Source organism: Mesorhizobium sp. C432A (assembly GCF_030323145.1).
Classification (GTDB): Bacteria; Pseudomonadota; Alphaproteobacteria; order Rhizobiales; family Rhizobiaceae; genus Mesorhizobium.
Genome location: NZ_CP100470.1, coordinates 3,669,022 through 3,686,263, shown reverse-complemented (window position 1 = coordinate 3,686,263; position 17,242 = coordinate 3,669,022). Strand labels below are relative to the sequence as shown.

Genomic DNA, 17,242 nt, shown 5'->3' with positions numbered 1-17,242 from the left:
CTGGGTAATGTCTTCTAGTAGAGCGGTTCCTCAAACAATGTCTTGTCGCCGTCCATCAGCGCCTTGATCTGTGCCTGGCCACTGGCGGCGAGCGCGATGCGCACGCCGAATGGCCGCACCCGCATGTCGTTCTGGATCGCCATGCCCTGGCCCTCAGGTAGGTAGAAGCGGTCGATGCCGTATTGCGGTGCGATCGTGGATTCAGGATCAAGCGTCCAGCCCGGCGCGACCTGGCCGACAATATCGGCTTCGTCGGCGGTCGCCGGCGTCGGAGCCTTGCCGAACCAGGCCGTGGTCGCATGCCAATAGCCGTCGGCACCCGGCTTCAGCCGGACCACGATCGGCGTGTTCTCGCTCACGAGCTGGCCGGCCGGGATGTTGGCGATCAGCTTCACCGGCAAGCGCGATATTTCATAGCCGAGGATAATATAGTCGCCGCGCAGCAGATCGCGCGGATCGACCGGCTCGACTTTCAGCAAGACCTCCTTGCCGTTGCGCAGGATCGCCGCGCGGCCGCCGATGATCCAGCTCAGGAAGCCGATCTGGACGAGCGCCAGGACCAGCGCCGAGATGACAAGTTTCTTTCCCGACATCATGCTGCCGCTCCTTCCGGGGCCTTCATGCGTTTTTCCACACGGATGATGACGAGAGCCAGGATGCCGAACAGCACTGCGGCAGCCAGGAAGAAGCCGGCCGTGCCGAGCATCGTCTGCAAGGTCACGACATAGATAATGGCGAGCTCGAAGGCAAAGCCGGCATAGGCAACCCAGCGCAGCCCCCTGCTCTCGCGCCCGCCCAGCATGATCGCCGCGGCAATGCCGGCCAGTGCGATGACCGACGCAATGGCAAAGCCGTTGCTGAAGGCGTTGTCATCGCCCAGTTCGATCTGCATCATCGCCAGCCCGGTGAGAAAGCCGATCAAGGCGTGCAAAGGCAACCGCCCGCCGAGTTGCAAGATCCGGTCGGCCGGCCCAGCGGCGAAGATCGAAACCGCAAACAGCAGCGCCGACACCGCGACCAGAGGAATAGCCAGGGCGAGCGTGTTCTGGTCCAGGCCGCGCACCGCGATATAGAAAATGACCGAGAGAATGATCAAGTGGCGTGCCGGCTGGCTACGCGTCCAGAATGAGACGACAAAAAGCACCGGCGCCATCACGACGAAGAAATCCGGAAATACGGGGCGGTCATAAAAGTCGAACGCGCGCACGAACAGCCAGGCAATGGATATGCCGACGGCAGCGACCGTCAGCGGGTTCGAGCGCAACGCCACCGCGGCAAGTGCCGTGCCGATGCCCCAGGTGACGATGGCCGAGGCCTCGTCGCCCGTGAGATGGTACATCTGGCCGATCAGCGCGATCGATCCGCCGAAGGCCGCGGCGGCCACGATCCACAGCGCCTCGCCGATCGCCGCATGGTCGCGCATCTTCAGCACCGCGCCGCCGACATAGCCGGCGAGAATGACGGCAAACAGTGCCGCGACCCGCACCAGCCGCGGGATGGCGTCCCAGTTGGCGGCGACGAAGAGCAGGATCGCGGCGCCGAACAGCAGCGCCGCCATCATGGCCAATATAGTGCCGAAGCTCAGCGATTTGCGCTCGTTTGCGTCGATGTCGCGCTTAAGCGCATCGGCCGTCTTCGCGTCGATCAGGCCAGCCTGCAGCCACCGCCCGATATCGGCCCTCGCCCGCGACGAATAGCTCGCCATGCCGCTTCTCCCCCACCTTGGTCTTTCTGACAGCCGATCCGCTCAAATCGTTGACGCAACGTCATTTTCCGATTCGGGTTTCTTCATGACGAAGCCGAACGCGCGTTAATGTTGCATTGCACAATTTGCATTGCTGCCATGCGCCAACAGCACTTTTAAATCGATATAACCCAGCCTATTTTCTGTTCGTACACAAACGGAATGATCCGAAGAAAGACGAAACGAGCACTACCATGAACCTGATCCGCAACTACCGCAACTGGCGCCGCTACCGGGACACCGTCTCCGAGCTGAGCCGCCTGTCGAACCGTGAACTGACCGACCTCGGCATCAGCCGCAGCGACATCCACTACGTCGCCCGCAAGGCGGTCTAATCCTCTTCGGATCGCAAATGGTCCGAACCAGTTTTGAAAAAGAGAACGACAATGAACCTGATCCGCAACTATCGTAACTGGCGCGTTTACCGCGACACCGTTACCGAGCTGGGTCGCCTTTCGAACCGTCAGCTCCATGATCTCGGCATCGTCCGTGACGAGATCAAGATCATCGCCCGCAGGGCGACGATCTAACCAGAATTTCGCCAGGGTCGACCTCCTCCCCGACCCTGACGGATACGGTCAGCCTTCACCTCCTCCCGAGGGTTGACCACCAAAACGGCGCCCGCCGCACCTCCTCCCGCGGCGGGCGCTGTTTCCAAAGCGAACGCAGTTCGTCTTTCCGAAGCGAACGCTAGTTCGTCTTCAAAGTGAACGCAGGTCGTCTTCCAGGGATTTCGCCTCCCTCGATCCGGCGAAAAGAATTTCGTCAAAGCCGACCTCCTCCCCGGCAATGGCGAATACGGCCGATCCCCACCTCCTCCCGAGGATCGGCCCCAAAAACGACACCCGCCGCACCTCCTCCCGCGGCGGGTGTTGTTGTTTTTGGGCAGGCTTTTCAATTGCGCATGCAGTCGATCGAGGCGCTTTACGCCGCCATCAGACCGTCGCCGCGGACATAAGAAAGTCGAGCTCCGTCGCTGCACGACAATGACCCACGCTCGCACCGGCCAATTGCAAACGGCGCGCCAAGCGATTATTCCGGCGCTCATGAGCAAAAATCCTATCCACGTCGTCGGCGGCGGCCTCGCCGGCTCCGAAGCCGCATGGCAGGCAGCGCAAGCCGGCGTTCCCGTCGTCCTGCATGAGATGCGCCCGGTGCGCGGCACCGATGCGCACAAGACCGATGGGCTTGCCGAACTCGTCTGTTCCAATTCCTTCCGCTCCGACGATGCCGAGAACAATGCCGTCGGCCTGCTGCATGCCGAAATGCGGTTGGCCGGCTCGCTGATCATGAGTGCCGGCGACGCCAACCAGGTGCCGGCCGGCGGCGCGCTGGCCGTCGATCGCGACGGCTTCTCCGACGCGGTGACGAAAAGGCTCGAAGCGCACCCGCTGATCACCATCGAGCGGGAGGAAGTGCCGGGCTTGCCGCCGGCGGAATGGGACCAGGCGATCATCGCCACCGGCCCGTTGACCGCGCCGTCGCTCGCCCAGTCGATCGCCGAGGCAACCGGCGCCGACGCGCTGGCCTTCTTCGACGCCATCGCCCCGATCATCCATTTCGACACGATCGACATGGACATTTGCTGGTTCCAGTCGCGCTACGACAAGGTTGGGCCCGGCGGCACCGGCAAGGACTACATCAACTGCCCGATGGACAAGGACCAGTATCTCGCCTTCGTACAGGCGCTGGTCGACGGCCAGAAGACCGAATTCAAGCAGTGGGAAGGCACGCCCTATTTCGACGGCTGCCTGCCGATCGAGATCATGGCCGAGCGCGGCGTCGAGACGCTGCGCTACGGGCCGATGAAGCCGATGGGGCTGACCAATGCCCACAATCCGACGGTAAAAGCCTATGCCGTGGTGCAGCTGCGTCAGGACAATGCGCTGGGCACGCTCTACAACATGGTCGGTTTCCAGACCAAGCTGAAGCATGCCGAGCAGGTGCGCGTGTTCCGCACCATTCCGGGTCTGGAAAACGCCGAGTTCGCCCGTCTCGGCGGCCTGCACCGCAACACCTACATCAACTCGCCGACCTTGCTCGACGCCTCGCTGCAGCTGAAGTCGCGGCCGGGCCTGCGCTTTGCCGGCCAGATCACCGGCTGCGAGGGCTATGTCGAGAGCGCGGCGATCGGCCTGCTCGCCGGCCGCTTCGCCGCCGCCGAGCGGCTCGGCCACGCGCCATCGCTGCCACCGCTCACCACCGCCTTCGGCGCCTTGCTCAACCACATCACGGGCGGCCACATCGTTTCCGACGACGAGCCGGGCAAACGCTCGTTCCAGCCGATGAACGTCAATTTCGGCCTGTTCCCGCCGGTCGAAGCGCCGAAGACCGAAGGCAAACGCCTGCGCGGCAAGGACAAGACGGTGGCCAAGCGCCACGCGATCACCTCACGCGCGCGGGCAGATTGTCGGGAGTGGCTAGGGCTGCCGGCGCAAACAGCGGAAGCTGCTGAATAGCCAAGAGTCTTAGGGTCCTAACACGATTGACGTTTACGTCAACTGGCTGACCAACCCCGCGTTGCGCGCCTGAGCAACAGCCAATGCCGGCGCAGAGCCGAAAGCCGGGCTGCGCCGCCAAGCGGCGAGCGACGACCACTCGCCATCTTGCCGAGATAGGCGCTGGTCAGCGCCAGCGGCAGGAACGCCGGACGCAGCGTTTCCGGAAGTGCGGACGCCCCTTGCTCGAAAGCGCGGAGATGCTCCTGCGCTAATGCAATCATCGCAGCCACCGCGCGCTGAGCGCCGGGGCCGCCGTCGCCGCTGACGAACTCCTCCGGCGACGAGCCGGCCGCTGCAAGGATATCCGCCGGCACGAAGCATTGCCCGCGTCGGCGATGCAGCGGCAACAGCAGCAACAGGCCGGTCATCGCCTGGGCGCAGCCGGCCCTGCCCGCCAGTTCGGCAAAGCGCGGCGCCTCATTGGGATCGAGCACCATCGCCGCCAGCTGGATCAGCGCGGCCGCCGTCTCGCCGCAATAGCCCTCGAGATCGGTGCGCGACGGCATCGGATCGTCATAGAGGTCGAAGATGCGGGCCTCGAGCATGTTGTCGAAGGCAGTTTTGGGCAGGCTATGGGCAGAAATCGTCGCCTTCAGCGCATCGGCGAGCGGGTTGCCTGTGGCTGCGGCTTCAGCAGCGATGACATCGCGCCACCATTGCAGCCTCACTTCGCCCGGCAATGCCTCGTGGATGCGGTCGCGGACAGAGGCGATCTCGGCATTGAAGGCGTAAAGCGAAAACAGCGCCGCGCGCTTGTCGGCCGGTGCATAGAGTGCGCAGACATAGCGGTCATGGTCGCCGGCGCGCACCGCCTCCATGACGATGTCAGCTGTATCGGTCACGTCAGTCGACGGCGATGAGCGCCGCGGCCACGGCGCGGTCTTCGGCAAGCAGCACATTGTAGGTCCGCACCGCTGCCCCCGTCGACATCGGGTCGGAGCCAATGCCAGCCGCCTTCAGCGCCGCCCGAAGTGCTGCCGGCAAGGGCCGCAAATCCTTGCCTGTGCCGACCAGCAGGATCTCGACCTTGCCGGCCTCGGCCAGCAGCAGGTCGAAATCCGCCGCCGTCAGGGCCAGCGGATCGGCCGGCTCCCAGCCATGGATGCCGGAGGGCAGGCAAAGAAGCGAGCCGCGATGCGACATGTCGGCGAAGCGGAACCCGCCATTGCCGTAGGCTTCGATCGGCGCCCGTCCGGGGAAATGCGCCTCGCGGATGACGATGCCTTTTGCCACCAGCGCAGCCGTCAGGTCGCCATGGCCTTGCCGCCACCAACCGGCTTCTCCTCATCGGCGCTCGCTCCCTGCGGCCTGAGCCTGAACAAGATCAGCAAGGGTGCTGCGATGAAGATCGACGAATAGGTACCGAAGACGACGCCGAACAGCATCGCCATGGTGAACGAACGGATCACCTCGCCGCCGAACAGCACCAGCGCGAGCAGCGCCAGGATGGTCGTCACCGAAGTCAGCGTCGTTCTCGACAGCGTCTCGTTGATGGCGTTGTTCAACAATTGCGGGAGCGGCATTCGTTTGTATTTTCGCAAATCTTCTCGAACACGGTCATAGACGACGATCGTGTCGTTGAGCGAATAGCCGATAATGGTCAGGATCGCCGCCAGCGAAGACTGGTTGAACTCGAGCCCGGTGATGACGAAGAAGCCCAGCGTCATCACCACATCGTGCACTGTCGCCACGATGGCGCCGACCGCGAACTGCCATTCGAAGCGGAACCAGACATAGACCAGGATGCCGATCAGCGCGATGATCATGGCAATCGTGCCTTGCTTGGCCAGCTCGCCCGAAACGGTGGGGCCCACCACCTCGACGCGGCGGAAATCGTAATTGTCCTGCAGCTCGCCGCGCACCTTGTCGATGACGGTCTGCTCGGCGTTCTCGCCGCCATCCTGGGTGCCAACGCGGATCAGCACGTCATTCGGCGCGCCGAATTGCTGGACCTGCACCTCACCGATATTAAGCTCCGACAACCGGCTTCTGATATCGCCAATATCGGCGTCGCCTTGCTTGGATTGCACCTCGATGATCGAGCCGCCCTTGAAGTCGATGCCGTAGTTGATGTCGACGGTCATGAACAGCACGACCGAGAGGACCGACAGCAGGCTGGACAGCGCGAACGTCCAGCGGCGGATGCCCATGAACGGGATTTTCGTGCCGGCCGGAACGAAGGTCACCGGCGCACGCGGCAATTCCTTCGGACGCGCACGGCGCAGCCAGATCGACACCAGCAGACGGGTGAAGGTGAAGGCGGTGAAGACCGTGGTCAAGATGCCGATGGCATAGGTGATGGCGAAGCCCTTGACCGGTCCGGTGCCGAGATAGAACAGCACGACCGTGGCAATCAGCGACGTCACGTTGGAATCCACGATTGTCGCCAACGCCTTGGTGAAGCCTGTGTCGATCGACTGGATGACCGAACGGCCGGCCCGTCGCTCCTCGCGGATACGCTCATAGATCAGCACGTTGGAATCGACCGCCATGCCGATGGTCAGCACGATACCGGCAATGCCGGGCAAGGTCAGCGTCGCGCCAAGCAGCGACAAAACCCCGACGATCATCGCCACGTGCACGGCGAGCGCAATGTTGGCGAGGAAGCCGAGAAGTCCGTAGGCGACGAACATGAAGGCGACGACGAGAATGGAGCCGATGATGCCGGCGACCTTGCCGGCATGGATCGAATCCTGGCCGAGGCCTGGGCCGACGGTGCGTTCTTCGATCACGGTCAGCTTTGCCGGCAGCGCGCCGGCGCGCAGCAGCACGGCGAGGTCGTTGGCGCTTTCGGCGGTGAAATTGCCTGAAATCTGGCCGCTGCCGCCGAGGATCGGTTCGCGGATCACCGGCGCCGAAATCACCTGATTGTCGAGGATGATGGCGAACGGCTTGCCGACATTCTGCTGGGTCGCCTGGCCGAACCGTGTCGCACCGCGCGAGTTGAAGACGAACGAAACCACCGGCTCGTTGTTTCGGGAATCATAGGTTGCCGTCGCCTTGGCAAGATCTTCGCCGGACACGATGACGCGATTTTCCACCAGATACGGAACCGGCGGATCGTCCTGCGAATAAAGCACCGAGGAGCCTGCCGGCGGGCGGCCGTTGAGCGCATCCTGCACCGACATCGAGGTATCCACCATCTGGAAGGTCATCTTGGCGGTCTGGCCGATGATCTCCTTCAGCCTTTGCGGATCCTGCAGGCCCGGCACCTGGACGAGCACACGGTCGTCGCCCTGCCGCTGCACGATCGGCTCGGTGGTGCCGAGTTCGTTGACGCGACGCTCGACGACTTCGATCGACTGCGCCAATGCGGCTGAGGTGCGGTATTTGATGCCGGCGTCGGTGACGGTGAATTTGAGCAGCCCGGCTTCGGAATCATCCAGGGACATTTCCTGGATGGAGCCACCGGTGAACAGGCCGGCGGCGACCGGATCGGTCAGCGGCTTAAGCGCCGCCTTGGCGGCATCGATCTGGGTTGGATCGGTGATGCGCACTTGTACCGTCCTGCCGGTGCCGCCAAGGCCGGTATAGCCCACCTTGGCATCGCGCAGCAGCGTGCGGATCTCGTCGCGCGTCGTTTCCAGCTGCGCCTTGACGAGATCATTCTGGTCCATCTGCAAGAGGATGTGCGAACCGCCCTGCAGATCGAGACCAAGCGTCATCTGCCGCTTCGGCACCCAGTTGGGCAATTGCGCCAATGTGCTGGCCGGGAAGAGATTTGGCGCGGCAAGGATGAATGTGACGGCCACGGCGATCCAGATCAGGATCATCTTCAGGCGCGAAAAATACAGCATATGGCGTTGTCCGTCAGGGCGTACTGGCGGATCGTTCCGCCGACAATTCGGTTATTTCTTGGCGTTCTTATTTGCCACCGGCTCGCCCTTAACCCGCACTTCGCCGATTGTCGAGCGCGCTGAGGTCAATTTGGCGCTGCCGCCGGCAGCGGTTTCGGCGTCAATCGCCTCTGTCGGTTCCATTCTAATTCTGATCACCGCCGGGCGCTATCGTGCGCTACTCGACTATTTTCAATTGTGCAGGCATCGGTCCGGAACGCAAAAGCAAGGCCAGATCATCGGCGTTCTCCTTTGTAAGGTTGCCCGATATCTGGCCGCGGCCGTTAAGAATTGGCTCGCGGACGACTGGCACCGAAAGCACTTGGTTGTCGAGGATCATCGCAAATAGCTTGCCGACATTCTGCGAGGTCGCCTGCGCAACGCGTGCCGTTGCCCTGGAATCGAAGGTGAACGAAACCGCCGGCTCATTTGTGACGGAGTTGGGAGTCGCCTGAGCATTGACAATGTCGTCACTGGAAACGATCGTTCGGCTCTCAACCAGATAGGGAACCGGTGGATCGTCCTTCGAATAAACCACCACCGAGCCAGCGGGCGTCCGGCCATTGATCGCATCAGCGACCGGCATCGACTCATCAACCCACTGAAAAGTCAGCATTCCGGTTCGGGTGAGAATTCTCCTCAGCCTTTGCAAATCCGCAACGCCCGAGGTCCGGACCAGCATACCGTCTTCGCCCTCTGGCCGCACTACTGGGTCGGCTACACCAAGATCACGCATGCGATTCTTAATGACCACGATCGACTGCGCAAGCGCGATCGACATCCGATACTTGATACCTGTGTCTGTTACCGTGAACTTGAGCAACGCTGCTCCGGTATCATCCAGGATCACTTCCTGGACCGGACCAGCGCTGCCAAGGACAGGATCAGTCACCGCCTCCAATGCCATCTTGGCCGCGCCGACCTGAGCGGCGTCGGTGATATGCACCTGAACGGCCCGACCCGACTTAGCAAGACCAGTATAGCCGATCCTTGCATCGCGCAGCAGCGTCCTGATTTCGTCACGCGTCGCCTCCAACCGGCGATCGATCACATCGGTCGCGTCCAATCGAAGCAGCACGTCCGCGCCGGCAGCGTGAAGACTGGGCGCGTCGACGAGCATTGTGGCCATAGCAAGCCAGATCAGGATCATTTTCAGGCGCGAAAAATGGACCATACGCCGTCTTTTGTCAGAGCTCTGCCCGCGGATCGCTCCGCTTGGGAAACTGGCTTACTTCTTGGCGTTCTGGTTGGCCACCGGCTCGCCCTTGACCCGAACATCGGCGATCGTCGAGCGCAGCGCCGTCACCTTGGTGCCGCCGCCAAGGTCGATCTCAAGCTCATTGTCGTCGATCACCTTGGTCACCTTGCCGACGAAGCCGCCGCCGGTGATGACCGTGTCGCCACGGCGCACGGCCGAGATCATCTCCTGGCGCTTCTTCAACTGGGCGCGCTGCGGCCGGATGATGAGGAAATACATGATCACGAAGATCAGAACGAACGGGAGTATCATGCCGATATCCCCGAACGGACCAAGCGGAGTTCCGGTAGCTTGGGCGTATGCCGGTGTGACGAACATCAAGAACTCCTGGTTACGAAGAAGGCCGTAGGGCGGCCTCGCCAAATTTCGCCGGAATATAGTGGGTAAAGTTACCAATGCAACTGCGCGGCCGGGCTTTCAGCTGCTTTTCCGGCCGGTTGACCCGTGTTAGAGCATGCTCCCGGAATACGGGCGTGGTTTTCGCAAAAGATCATGCCCAAACAAAAGCTTGGAACCAGTTTCTATCTCGCCCGGATCAAGACGATTTCGGCCCCTACGCACGTTCGTGCGGAAACATAAAAGACGAGACATGACCGACAGCACCATCGAGGCCCTGAACCAAAAGCTCGACCGCCTGATCGAGGCGGTCACCCGCCTCGCCCCGCCGCCGGTGCCGCAAACCGATCTTGCGGTTGCCGATTGCTTCGTCTGGCAGGCCGACCCCGGCTATCTCGAGCCGGTGCGCAAGGTCAACCGCGTCGACATCGGCCTGATCCGCGGCGTCGACCGCGTGCGCGACATTCTGGTCGAAAACACGGAACGCTTCGCCGCCGGCCATGCCGCCAACAATGTGTTGTTGTGGGGTGCGCGCGGCATGGGCAAATCCTCGCTGGTCAAGGCCGTGCATGCGCAGATCAACGCCCAGGCCAAATCCGACCTGCCGCTCAAGCTGATCGAGATCCATCGCGAGGATATCGACACGCTGCCCAGGCTGATGGGCCTGCTGAAGGCGGCGCCGTTTCGCTTCATCCTGTTTTGCGACGACCTCTCCTTCGACCATGACGACACCTCCTACAAGTCGCTGAAGGCAGCCCTTGAAGGCGGCGTCGAGGGCCGCCCGGCCAATGTCATCTTCTACGCCACGTCGAACCGCCGGCACCTGTTGCCGCGCGACATGATCGACAATGAGCGCTCGACCGCCATCAACCCGTCCGAGGCGGTCGAGGAAAAGGTTTCGCTGTCCGACCGTTTCGGCCTGTGGCTCGGCTTCCACAAATGTTCGCAGGACGAATATCTCGACATGGTCAACAGCTATGCCAGCCATCACGGGCTCACTATCGACCCGGAGCAGCTGCGCGCCGACGCCCTGGAATGGGCAACGACACGCGGCAGCCGCTCGGGCCGCGTCGCCTGGCAGTTCACCCAGGATCTGGCCGGCCGGCTCGGCAAGCCGCTGAACGACTGATTGATTTGCGTCAGGTCACTGAAAAAGCCCGCCCCTTGCGGAGCGGGCTGAGCCGGCGGGCCGGACTGGAGGTCAGACGGCCTGCAAAACGTTTATTGTTCTATTCGAGATAGCCAGAGGGGTCGACCGGGGCCGAGTTCTTGCGCACTTCGAAGTGCAGTTTCGGCGAGTCGGTGGTCCCGCTCATGCCCGACAGCGCGATTTCCTGGCCGCGCTTGACCTTCTGGCCGCGCTGCACTTCGATCGACCTGGCGTGGCCATATACGGTGACCAGCCCGTTTTCGTGGCGCACCAGAACCGTATTGCCGAATTCCTTGAGGCCGTCGCCGGCATAGATGACCACGCCGTTTTCGGCCGCCTTGACCGGCGTCCCCTCAGGCACGGCGATGTCGACACCATCCTTGCCGCCACCAAAATTGGAGATGACGCGGCCACGCACCGGCCAACGCATCTTGCCGATGCCGGTGGCATCGGGCGCAACAGCGTCGTCGTCCTCGGCCTGCTGGATAACCTTGGCGTCCTTCTTCGGCGGCGTGTAGGTGGCGAGCGTCTCCGTCGGCTTTGCCGCCGGTTGGGTGGTCGCAGTCGTCACCGGATCAACTTTGGCCGGCTTGGCGCTGGCGACCGTTGCGGTGCCACCTGCCGGAACCTTCAGCGTCTGGCCGATCTTGAGCAGGCCGTCTTGCATGCCGTTCGCCTGCTTCAGCGCCACGACGCCAACGCCGGTCTTCCTGGCGATGGAGGACAGGCTGTCGCCCGACTGGACCGTGTAGGTGCCCGCGCCGGCTTTTGGCGCGGCCGAGGCAGTCTGCGCCGGCTTGTCGGTCTTCGGCTTGTTCGCTGCCGAAGCGTCAACCTGCGCGGCGGACTTGCCGTCCTTGAGTTTCGGCTGCTGCGGCAGTACGGCGACCTTCTCCGGCGCCGGCGCCTTGGGGCTGTTTGCCGGCTTGCCGTCGGCAAGTTTCGGCTCTGTCCCCTTGCTTGAATAGGCATAGGCCGGGATGACCAGTTTCTGACCGGTCTTCAGCCCCTTGGTGGCGCTCAAGCCGTTGACCTTCATGATCACGTCGGCGGGCACATGATAGCGATGAGCGATGCCGGAAATGGTCTCGCCGTCGCTGACCACGATCTCGGTCGCATGCGGCGTACCAGCCGCAAGTGGTTTCGGATCGGAGTCACCGGCATTCTTGAACGGCCTCGCCGGCTGGACGGTGCCGGTAGTCGTTCTGTCGACATGCGGTGCCGGTGCAAGCGCCGGCGCGGAAGCGGTGCGCATCGGAGCAGCTTTGGGCGCGCTCGGCGGCGGCAGCTGCTGGACGGTGACTGGCTCCAGGCTGGAGCGGCTGACCGACTGGTTATGGCTGCCATCGACAGGTGCCGCAGCGATCGGCTCGGCCGCCACATCGCCCGGATAGGGCTGCGCAGTGCTCTGCTTGTCGATGATGGCGCGCTGATTGTTGGTCGAGGAGGTGAAGACGTCGTCGACACCATTGAACCGCGAGACTTGGGAGCTACACCCCGCCGCCACTCCGGCTAGCATGAGGACAGCGCAGCCCCGCGACAGAGTACGCCCGTTTGCCTTCAAAACACTGAATTGCATCGCACTAACCCGCACAGAACCGGTACACACTGGTCATGATTAAAGCGCGTTAATGTTACTGGCGGGTTAACCCCATAGAATCAGACGCAAATTTTCTTAAAACATTTTGTAAGGCGCCTTCACCAACGTCGTCATCCCTGGGCGAAGCAGGCGCGAAGCGCCGTCGCGGAGACCCTGGGATCCATTCCGTGACATTGGCCGAAGAATGCAGCAGAGCAGAATTCTGCGCCGTAGCAACGCCTTGATGGCGCGGCATGGGTCCTCGGGTCTGCGCTGCGTCGCTACGCTCCTTGCTTCGCCCGTGGATGACGAAACGATCGGCTTCGGCTTACCTTCGAAGCGCGTGACAGGCAGAATTCAGATAACCGCCGCGACGCTGCGCAGGATCGGCTGCAGGCGCACGGTGCCGATATCCTCGCGCTCGAAGCGGCTGCCGACCTTGGTCAGCTTGGCCAGCACCTGCTCGCCCTCCTCCGGCCCGATCGGGGCAATGACGATGCCGCCGCTCGACAATTGGTCGAGCAGGAAGCGCGGCAGGCTGTCGAAAGCCGCCCAGGCTACGATGCGGTCGAACGGCGCTTCGTTGGCAAGGCCGGTGGAACCATCGGCCTGGCGCACGATGACATTGCCGATGCCGAGCGCCTCGAAGCGTTGCCTGGCCTGCTCGGCCAGCGTCTTGTAGCGGTCGACGCTGACGATGCGAGCCGCGAGCCGCGACATCACCGCTGCCGTGTAGCCCGAGCCGGTGCCGATCTCGAGCACCCGGTTGCCGGGCTCTATTGCCAGGGCCGCAATCACCGCCGCCTGCAGGTCGGCGCCCTCGATCGCCTCGCCGCACTCGATCGGCAGCATCCCGTCCGACCAGGCGATCGAATGGAACTGGCCGTTGAGGAAGCCGCGCCGCGGCGTCGCCTCGAAGGCTGCGATCAGCGCCTTCGGCACCGCGCCTTGGCCGCGCAGGCGCAGCAGGAAAGCGGCAAAACCCTCGCGATCGTCGAGCGGCATGTTCATGCAGAAACCTTGTTCATGCCAAAACCTTAATCAGACAGCGCTTTGGTCAGTTGGTCACGGATTTCATGCGCGGTGAGGTCGAGCTGCAGCGGCGTCACAGACACGAGCCGGTTGCGCAGAGCATGGAGATCGGTGCCCTGCTTGCCCTCGACCGGCTCGCGGCCGAAGCGCAGCCAGTAATAAGGCAGGCCGCGCCCGTCGCGGCGCTCGTCGACCCAAAGGCTGTGCACCAGCTTGCCCTGCGACGTCACGACGGTGCCGGCAACCTCGTCAGGGAGGCAGTTGGGAAAGTTGACGTTGAGCAGCACGCCGTCCGGCAGCGGCATGGCGACGAGCTTTTTCAGCAACGCCGGCGCCAGCGCCTCGGTGGTCTCATAGGGAACGACGCGGTCCTCGCCGACATAGGAATAACCCTGGCTGAGTGCGATCGAGCGGATGCCGAGCAGCGCGCCTTCCATGGCGCCGGCGACGGTGCCGGAATAGGTGACGTCGTCAGCGATGTTGGCGCCGGAATTGACACCGGACAGGATCAGGTCCGGCGCGCCAGGCAGGATCTTCTTGACGCCCATGATGACGCAGTCGGTCGGCGTGCCGCGCACGGCGTAGTGTTTCTCGCCGATCTTGCGCAGCCGGAGCGGCTCCGAGATCGACAGCGAGTGCGCGTAGCCGGACTGGTCCTGCTCCGGCGCCACGACCCAGACATCGTCCGACAGCGTGCGGGCGATGCGTTCGAGCGACGCCAGGCCCTCGGCATGAATGCCGTCATCATTGGTCAGAAGGATGCGCATTACTTCGATTCGATCTTCGCCAGACCGCCCATATAAGGCCGCAGCACTTCAGGAATGGTTACGCTGCCATCCTCATTCTGGTAGTTTTCGATGACGGCAATCAGCGCACGGCCGACAGCGGTGCCCGAACCGTTCAGCGTGTGCACAAAGCGGTTGCCGTTGCCGTCCCTGTCCTTGTAGCGGGCATCCATGCGCCTGGCCTGGAAGTCGCCGCACACTGAACAGGACGAGATCTCGCGATAGGCGTTCTGTCCAGGCAGCCAGACCTCGATGTCGTAGGTCTTGCGCGCGCCAAACCCCATGTCGCCCGTGCACAGGACCATGGTGCGGAACGGCAGCTCCAGTCGCTTCAGCACCTCTTCGGCGCACTGCGTCATCCGCTCGTGCTCGGCGAGCGAAGACTCCTGGTCGGTGACCGAGACCAGCTCGACCTTGTAGAACTGGTGCTGGCGCAACATGCCGCGCGTGTCGCGGCCGGCGGAGCCCGCTTCCGAGCGGAAGCACGGCGTCAGCGCCGTATAGCGCAGCGGCAGCTTTTCATGGGCCGTGATTTCTTCGCGCACCAGGTTGGTGAGCGGGACCTCGGCGGTTGGAATCAACCCGAGCCGGCCATCGCCATGCTGCACGAAGAACAGGTCGTCCTCGAATTTCGGCAGCTGGTTGGTCCCGAAAAGCACTTCGTCGCGCACCATCAGTGGCGGGATGACTTCTTCATAGCCATGCTCGGTCGTGTGCAGATCGAGCATGAACTGGCCGATGGCGCGCTCCATCCGCGCCAGCCCGCTCTTCAGCACGGTGAAGCGTGATCCCGACAGCTTTGCCGCCCGCTCGAAATCCATCATGCCGAGCGCTTCGCCGATCTCGAAATGCTCCTTCACCCAGTTCGGCCGAGTCGGCACCTCGCCGACGATATGCTTGACGACATTGTCGTGCTCGTCCTTGCCGACCGGCACGTCGTCGAGCGGCACATTCGGCAGCACCGCCAGCGCATCGTTCAGCGTCTTGTCGAGCTCGCGCTCGCGCGCCTCGCCATTCTGGATGAAGGTCTTGATATCGCCGACTTCGGCCTTGAGCTTTTCGGCAAGTGCCGTGTCGCCCGAACGCATGGCGTTGCCGATCTCCTTCGAGGCGGCGTTGCGGCGTTCCTGCTTGGTCTGCAGCTCGGTGACGTGCTCGCGCCGCGCTTCGTCCTTCTTGATCAGCTCATCGACCGTGGACTGCGCCTCGTCAGCCGACCACGAGCGCTTGGCCAGCGCCTCGACAAGGGCCTTCGGGTTGTCGCGAATCCATTTGATATCAAGCATGGTTGGTTCGTCCTCAGAATAAGGCTGAGGGGGTAAACCGCATCCTTCATCGATGCAAGATGAGGGTCAGCGGCTGTCGCGTTTTTCCGCTAACGCGGATACCCGAACGCGACAGCCTATGAACGAGCCTGCTTTGAGGACGCGTCCGCCGCCTTTTCGGCCACGGCTTCGGCGGCTTCCTGCTTCTCGCGCGCCAGCTTCTGCTTGACCTGATCGCGCTCGATCAGCCGGGCCGCCCAGATCGACACCTCGTAGAGCAGGATGGTCGGGATGGCCAAACCGATCTGGCTCATCGGATCAGGCGGCGTCAGCACCGCCGCGACGACGAAGGCGATGACGATCGCCCATTTGCGCTTCTCGGCCAGCGCCTTCGACGACAGCATGCCGACGCGCGTCATCAGGCTGGTCACCACCGGCAGCTGGAACACCAGGCCGAAGGAGAAGATCAGCGTCATGATCAGGCTGAGATATTCCGACACTTTCGGCAGCAGCGAAATCTGCACCTGGTCGTCGGTGCCGGCCTGCTGCATGGCGAGGAAGAACCACATCACCATCGGCGTGAAGAAGAAATAGACCAGCGACGCTCCCATCAGGAACAGGATCGGCGATGCGATAAGGAACGGCAGGAACGCGTTGCGTTCGTTCTTGTAGAGGCCTGGCGCGATGAATTTGTAGATCTGCGTGGCGATCAGCGGAAAGGCGATGACCATGCCGCCGAACATGGCGAGCTTGACCTGGGTGAAGAAGAATTCCTGCGGCGCCGTATAGATCAGCTCGACCTTGTGCGGATCGAGCCCGGCCCACTGCGTGGCCCACTTGAACGGAACGACCAAAAGATTGAACAGCTTCTTGGCAAAGAAGAAGCAGACGAGGAAGGCGACGAAGAAACCGCCGATCGACCAGATCAGCCGCCGGCGCAGTTCGATCAGATGCTCCATCAGCGGAGCCGACGACTTCTCGATCTCGTCCTTTTCGCTGTCCGTAATGCTCACTTGGCGGCCCCCGCCGTCTTCTTGGACGCGGGCTTCGTGGCCGGCGCAGGCTTCGGCTCAGCCTTTGCGACTGCCTTCGGTGCAGCAGCGGGCTTGGTGGCGGCTTTTCCAGGTGCAGCCTTGGCGGGCGCCGCTGACGGCTTGGCCGCAACCTTCGCCGCAGGCGCCGGCTTTGCCGGTGCTGCCTTGGCTGCCGCTGTTTTGGTTGCCGGGGCCTTTGATATCGCAGCCCCCTTGGCGCGCGCGTTTCGTGGCGCTGCTGTTGCTGCAGCCGGTGTCACCACCGCCTCGTCGGTCATCGCCGGAAGGATCGGCGCCGCCGGCGCTGTCTCCGGTCCGTTGACACCCGGCATCACCGTCGCGCCGTTCTTGAGCGGCTCGGCCGGCTGTGGTGTTTCTGCCGCGGGCGTTGAGGGGTCGACGGCGGGCTTCGGCTTCATCACCGCATCGACGCCGGAGCGAACCTCGGCTGCCGCCTGTTCGAACGGATTGAGCTGCTTGCGAATCTCGGCCGCCGGATTGAGGCCGCGCAGCGTATCGACAGACTTCTTGACGTCGTCGAGCTCGGCTTCCTTCAACGCCTCGTTGAACTGCTTCTGGAAGTCGGAGGCCATGGCACGCAGCTTCGCCGTCGTGCGGCCGAAGGTGCGCAGCATATTGGGCAAATCCTTGGGTCCGACGACCACGATCATGACGATCGCGATCACCAGCATTTCGGTCCAGCCGACTTCAAACATGGCAAT

17 protein-coding genes are annotated in these 17,242 nt (G+C 62.9%); 4 read left to right on the top strand and 13 right to left on the bottom strand.

The features are described 5' to 3' along the window. Positions 1-14: 14 nt before the first annotated feature. Positions 15-596: a GDYXXLXY domain-containing protein gene (locus NLY33_RS17750; RefSeq protein WP_023705992.1), complete on the bottom strand. Its 582-nt coding sequence runs from the start codon at positions 594-596 to the stop codon at positions 15-17. Then, positions 593-1,705, bottom strand: a complete 1,113-nt coding sequence (locus NLY33_RS17745; RefSeq protein WP_023705993.1) for a DUF2157 domain-containing protein — start codon at positions 1,703-1,705, stop codon at positions 593-595. Before NLY33_RS17745 ends, NLY33_RS17750 begins: the two co-directional genes overlap by 4 nt. A 233-nt stretch (positions 1,706-1,938) precedes the next feature. Here NLY33_RS17745 and NLY33_RS17740 point away from each other — a divergent pair, with 233 nt between their 5' ends. The 3 genes from NLY33_RS17740 to trmFO all read left to right on the top strand — a co-directional run bounded on the left by NLY33_RS17740 (position 1,939) and on the right by trmFO (position 4,203). Beyond that, positions 1,939-2,079 (top strand): DUF1127 domain-containing protein, encoded by a 141-nt coding sequence (locus NLY33_RS17740; protein WP_006335194.1) that lies wholly within the window; start codon positions 1,939-1,941, stop codon positions 2,077-2,079. A gap of 51 nt (positions 2,080-2,130) precedes the next feature. Then, a complete protein-coding gene (locus NLY33_RS17735) occupies positions 2,131-2,274 on the top strand; it encodes a DUF1127 domain-containing protein (RefSeq protein ID WP_023667673.1) in 144 nt (47 codons plus the stop codon). A 516-nt stretch (positions 2,275-2,790) separates the two neighbouring features. Beyond that, positions 2,791-4,203 carry a methylenetetrahydrofolate--tRNA-(uracil(54)-C(5))-methyltransferase (FADH(2)-oxidizing) TrmFO gene (gene trmFO, locus NLY33_RS17730; protein WP_023705995.1) on the top strand — a complete coding sequence of 471 codons (1,413 nt, stop codon included), beginning with the start codon at positions 2,791-2,793 and terminating at the stop codon, positions 4,201-4,203. Between the two features lie 38 nt (positions 4,204-4,241). On the opposite strand, the gene NLY33_RS17725 is transcribed toward trmFO, so the two are convergent. From NLY33_RS17725 to yajC, 5 genes are all read right to left on the bottom strand, one after another. Beyond that, positions 4,242-5,063, bottom strand: coding sequence for a phytoene/squalene synthase family protein (locus tag NLY33_RS17725; protein ID WP_023705996.1), 822 nt, complete (start codon positions 5,061-5,063; stop codon positions 4,242-4,244). A gap of 25 nt (positions 5,064-5,088) precedes the next feature. Beyond that, complete coding sequence (locus NLY33_RS17720; RefSeq protein WP_023705997.1) at positions 5,089-5,478, bottom strand: Mth938-like domain-containing protein; 390 nt, start codon at positions 5,476-5,478, stop codon at positions 5,089-5,091. An 11-nt stretch (positions 5,479-5,489) separates the two neighbouring features. Further along, entirely contained in the window at positions 5,490-8,042 is a 2,553-nt protein-coding gene (gene secDF / locus NLY33_RS17715) for a protein translocase subunit SecDF (RefSeq protein WP_023705998.1), read from the bottom strand. 217 nt (positions 8,043-8,259) lie between these two features. Beyond that, on the bottom strand, positions 8,260-9,255 hold the full coding sequence (locus NLY33_RS17710; RefSeq protein ID WP_023705999.1) for a SecDF P1 head subdomain-containing protein: 996 nt from the start codon (positions 9,253-9,255) through the stop codon (positions 8,260-8,262). A 54-nt stretch (positions 9,256-9,309) separates the two neighbouring features. After that, the gene (gene yajC / locus NLY33_RS17705; protein WP_023667680.1) at positions 9,310-9,657 is read right to left on the bottom strand and encodes a preprotein translocase subunit YajC; all 348 of its coding nucleotides are present in this window, start codon (positions 9,655-9,657) and stop codon (positions 9,310-9,312) included. A 271-nt stretch (positions 9,658-9,928) separates the two neighbouring features. Between yajC and NLY33_RS17700 the strand changes: the two genes are divergently transcribed. Continuing rightward, positions 9,929-10,804 carry an ATP-binding protein gene (locus NLY33_RS17700; RefSeq protein WP_023706000.1) on the top strand — a complete coding sequence of 292 codons (876 nt, stop codon included), beginning with the start codon at positions 9,929-9,931 and terminating at the stop codon, positions 10,802-10,804. Between the two features lie 100 nt (positions 10,805-10,904). Here NLY33_RS17700 and NLY33_RS17695 read toward each other — a convergent pair whose 3' ends face one another. The 6 genes from NLY33_RS17695 to tatB all read right to left on the bottom strand — a co-directional run bounded on the left by NLY33_RS17695 (position 10,905) and on the right by tatB (position 17,236). After that, positions 10,905-12,404 (bottom strand): peptidoglycan DD-metalloendopeptidase family protein, encoded by a 1,500-nt coding sequence (locus tag NLY33_RS17695; RefSeq protein ID WP_023667682.1) that lies wholly within the window; start codon positions 12,402-12,404, stop codon positions 10,905-10,907. A 357-nt stretch (positions 12,405-12,761) separates the two neighbouring features. After that, entirely contained in the window at positions 12,762-13,415 is a 654-nt protein-coding gene (locus tag NLY33_RS17690) for a protein-L-isoaspartate(D-aspartate) O-methyltransferase (RefSeq protein ID WP_023697616.1), read from the bottom strand. Positions 13,416-13,441: 26 nt separating this feature from the next. Then, complete coding sequence (gene surE, locus NLY33_RS17685) at positions 13,442-14,203, bottom strand: 5'/3'-nucleotidase SurE (RefSeq protein ID WP_023706001.1); 762 nt, start codon at positions 14,201-14,203, stop codon at positions 13,442-13,444. Beyond that, a complete protein-coding gene (gene serS, locus NLY33_RS17680) occupies positions 14,203-15,507 on the bottom strand; it encodes a serine--tRNA ligase (protein WP_023706002.1) in 1,305 nt (434 codons plus the stop codon). The genes surE and serS overlap by 1 nt, the downstream gene beginning before the upstream one ends. 116 nt (positions 15,508-15,623) lie before the next feature. Beyond that, complete coding sequence (gene tatC, locus NLY33_RS17675; RefSeq protein WP_023667686.1) at positions 15,624-16,499, bottom strand: twin-arginine translocase subunit TatC; 876 nt, start codon at positions 16,497-16,499, stop codon at positions 15,624-15,626. Then, complete coding sequence (gene tatB, locus NLY33_RS17670) at positions 16,496-17,236, bottom strand: Sec-independent protein translocase protein TatB (RefSeq protein ID WP_023706003.1); 741 nt, start codon at positions 17,234-17,236, stop codon at positions 16,496-16,498. Before tatB ends, tatC begins: the two co-directional genes overlap by 4 nt. Positions 17,237-17,242: the final 6 nt, after the last annotated feature.

Excerpts from the sequence above, each read along its gene's own strand:
- NLY33_RS17750 (WP_023705992.1), bottom strand. The coding sequence starts at position 596 with ATGATGTCGGGAAAGAAACTTGTCATCTCGGCGCTGGTCCTGGCGCTC.
- NLY33_RS17690 (WP_023697616.1), bottom strand. The coding sequence starts at position 13,415 with ATGAACATGCCGCTCGACGATCGCGAGGGTTTTGCCGCTTTCCTGCTG.
- trmFO (WP_023705995.1), top strand. The coding sequence starts at position 2,791 with ATGAGCAAAAATCCTATCCACGTCGTCGGCGGCGGCCTCGCCGGCTCC.
- yajC (WP_023667680.1), bottom strand. The coding sequence starts at position 9,657 with ATGTTCGTCACACCGGCATACGCCCAAGCTACCGGAACTCCGCTTGGT.
- surE (WP_023706001.1), bottom strand. The coding sequence starts at position 14,203 with ATGCGCATCCTTCTGACCAATGATGACGGCATTCATGCCGAGGGCCTG.
- NLY33_RS17745 (WP_023705993.1), bottom strand. The coding sequence starts at position 1,705 with ATGGCGAGCTATTCGTCGCGGGCGAGGGCCGATATCGGGCGGTGGCTG.
- tatB (WP_023706003.1), bottom strand. The coding sequence starts at position 17,236 with ATGTTTGAAGTCGGCTGGACCGAAATGCTGGTGATCGCGATCGTCATG.
- NLY33_RS17725 (WP_023705996.1), bottom strand. The coding sequence starts at position 5,063 with ATGGAGGCGGTGCGCGCCGGCGACCATGACCGCTATGTCTGCGCACTC.
- secDF (WP_023705998.1), bottom strand. The coding sequence starts at position 8,042 with ATGCTGTATTTTTCGCGCCTGAAGATGATCCTGATCTGGATCGCCGTG.
- serS (WP_023706002.1), bottom strand. The coding sequence starts at position 15,507 with ATGCTTGATATCAAATGGATTCGCGACAACCCGAAGGCCCTTGTCGAG.
- NLY33_RS17695 (WP_023667682.1), bottom strand. The coding sequence starts at position 12,404 with ATGCAATTCAGTGTTTTGAAGGCAAACGGGCGTACTCTGTCGCGGGGC.
- NLY33_RS17740 (WP_006335194.1), top strand. The coding sequence starts at position 1,939 with ATGAACCTGATCCGCAACTACCGCAACTGGCGCCGCTACCGGGACACC.
- NLY33_RS17710 (WP_023705999.1), bottom strand. The coding sequence starts at position 9,255 with ATGGTCCATTTTTCGCGCCTGAAAATGATCCTGATCTGGCTTGCTATG.
- NLY33_RS17735 (WP_023667673.1), top strand. The coding sequence starts at position 2,131 with ATGAACCTGATCCGCAACTATCGTAACTGGCGCGTTTACCGCGACACC.
- NLY33_RS17700 (WP_023706000.1), top strand. The coding sequence starts at position 9,929 with ATGACCGACAGCACCATCGAGGCCCTGAACCAAAAGCTCGACCGCCTG.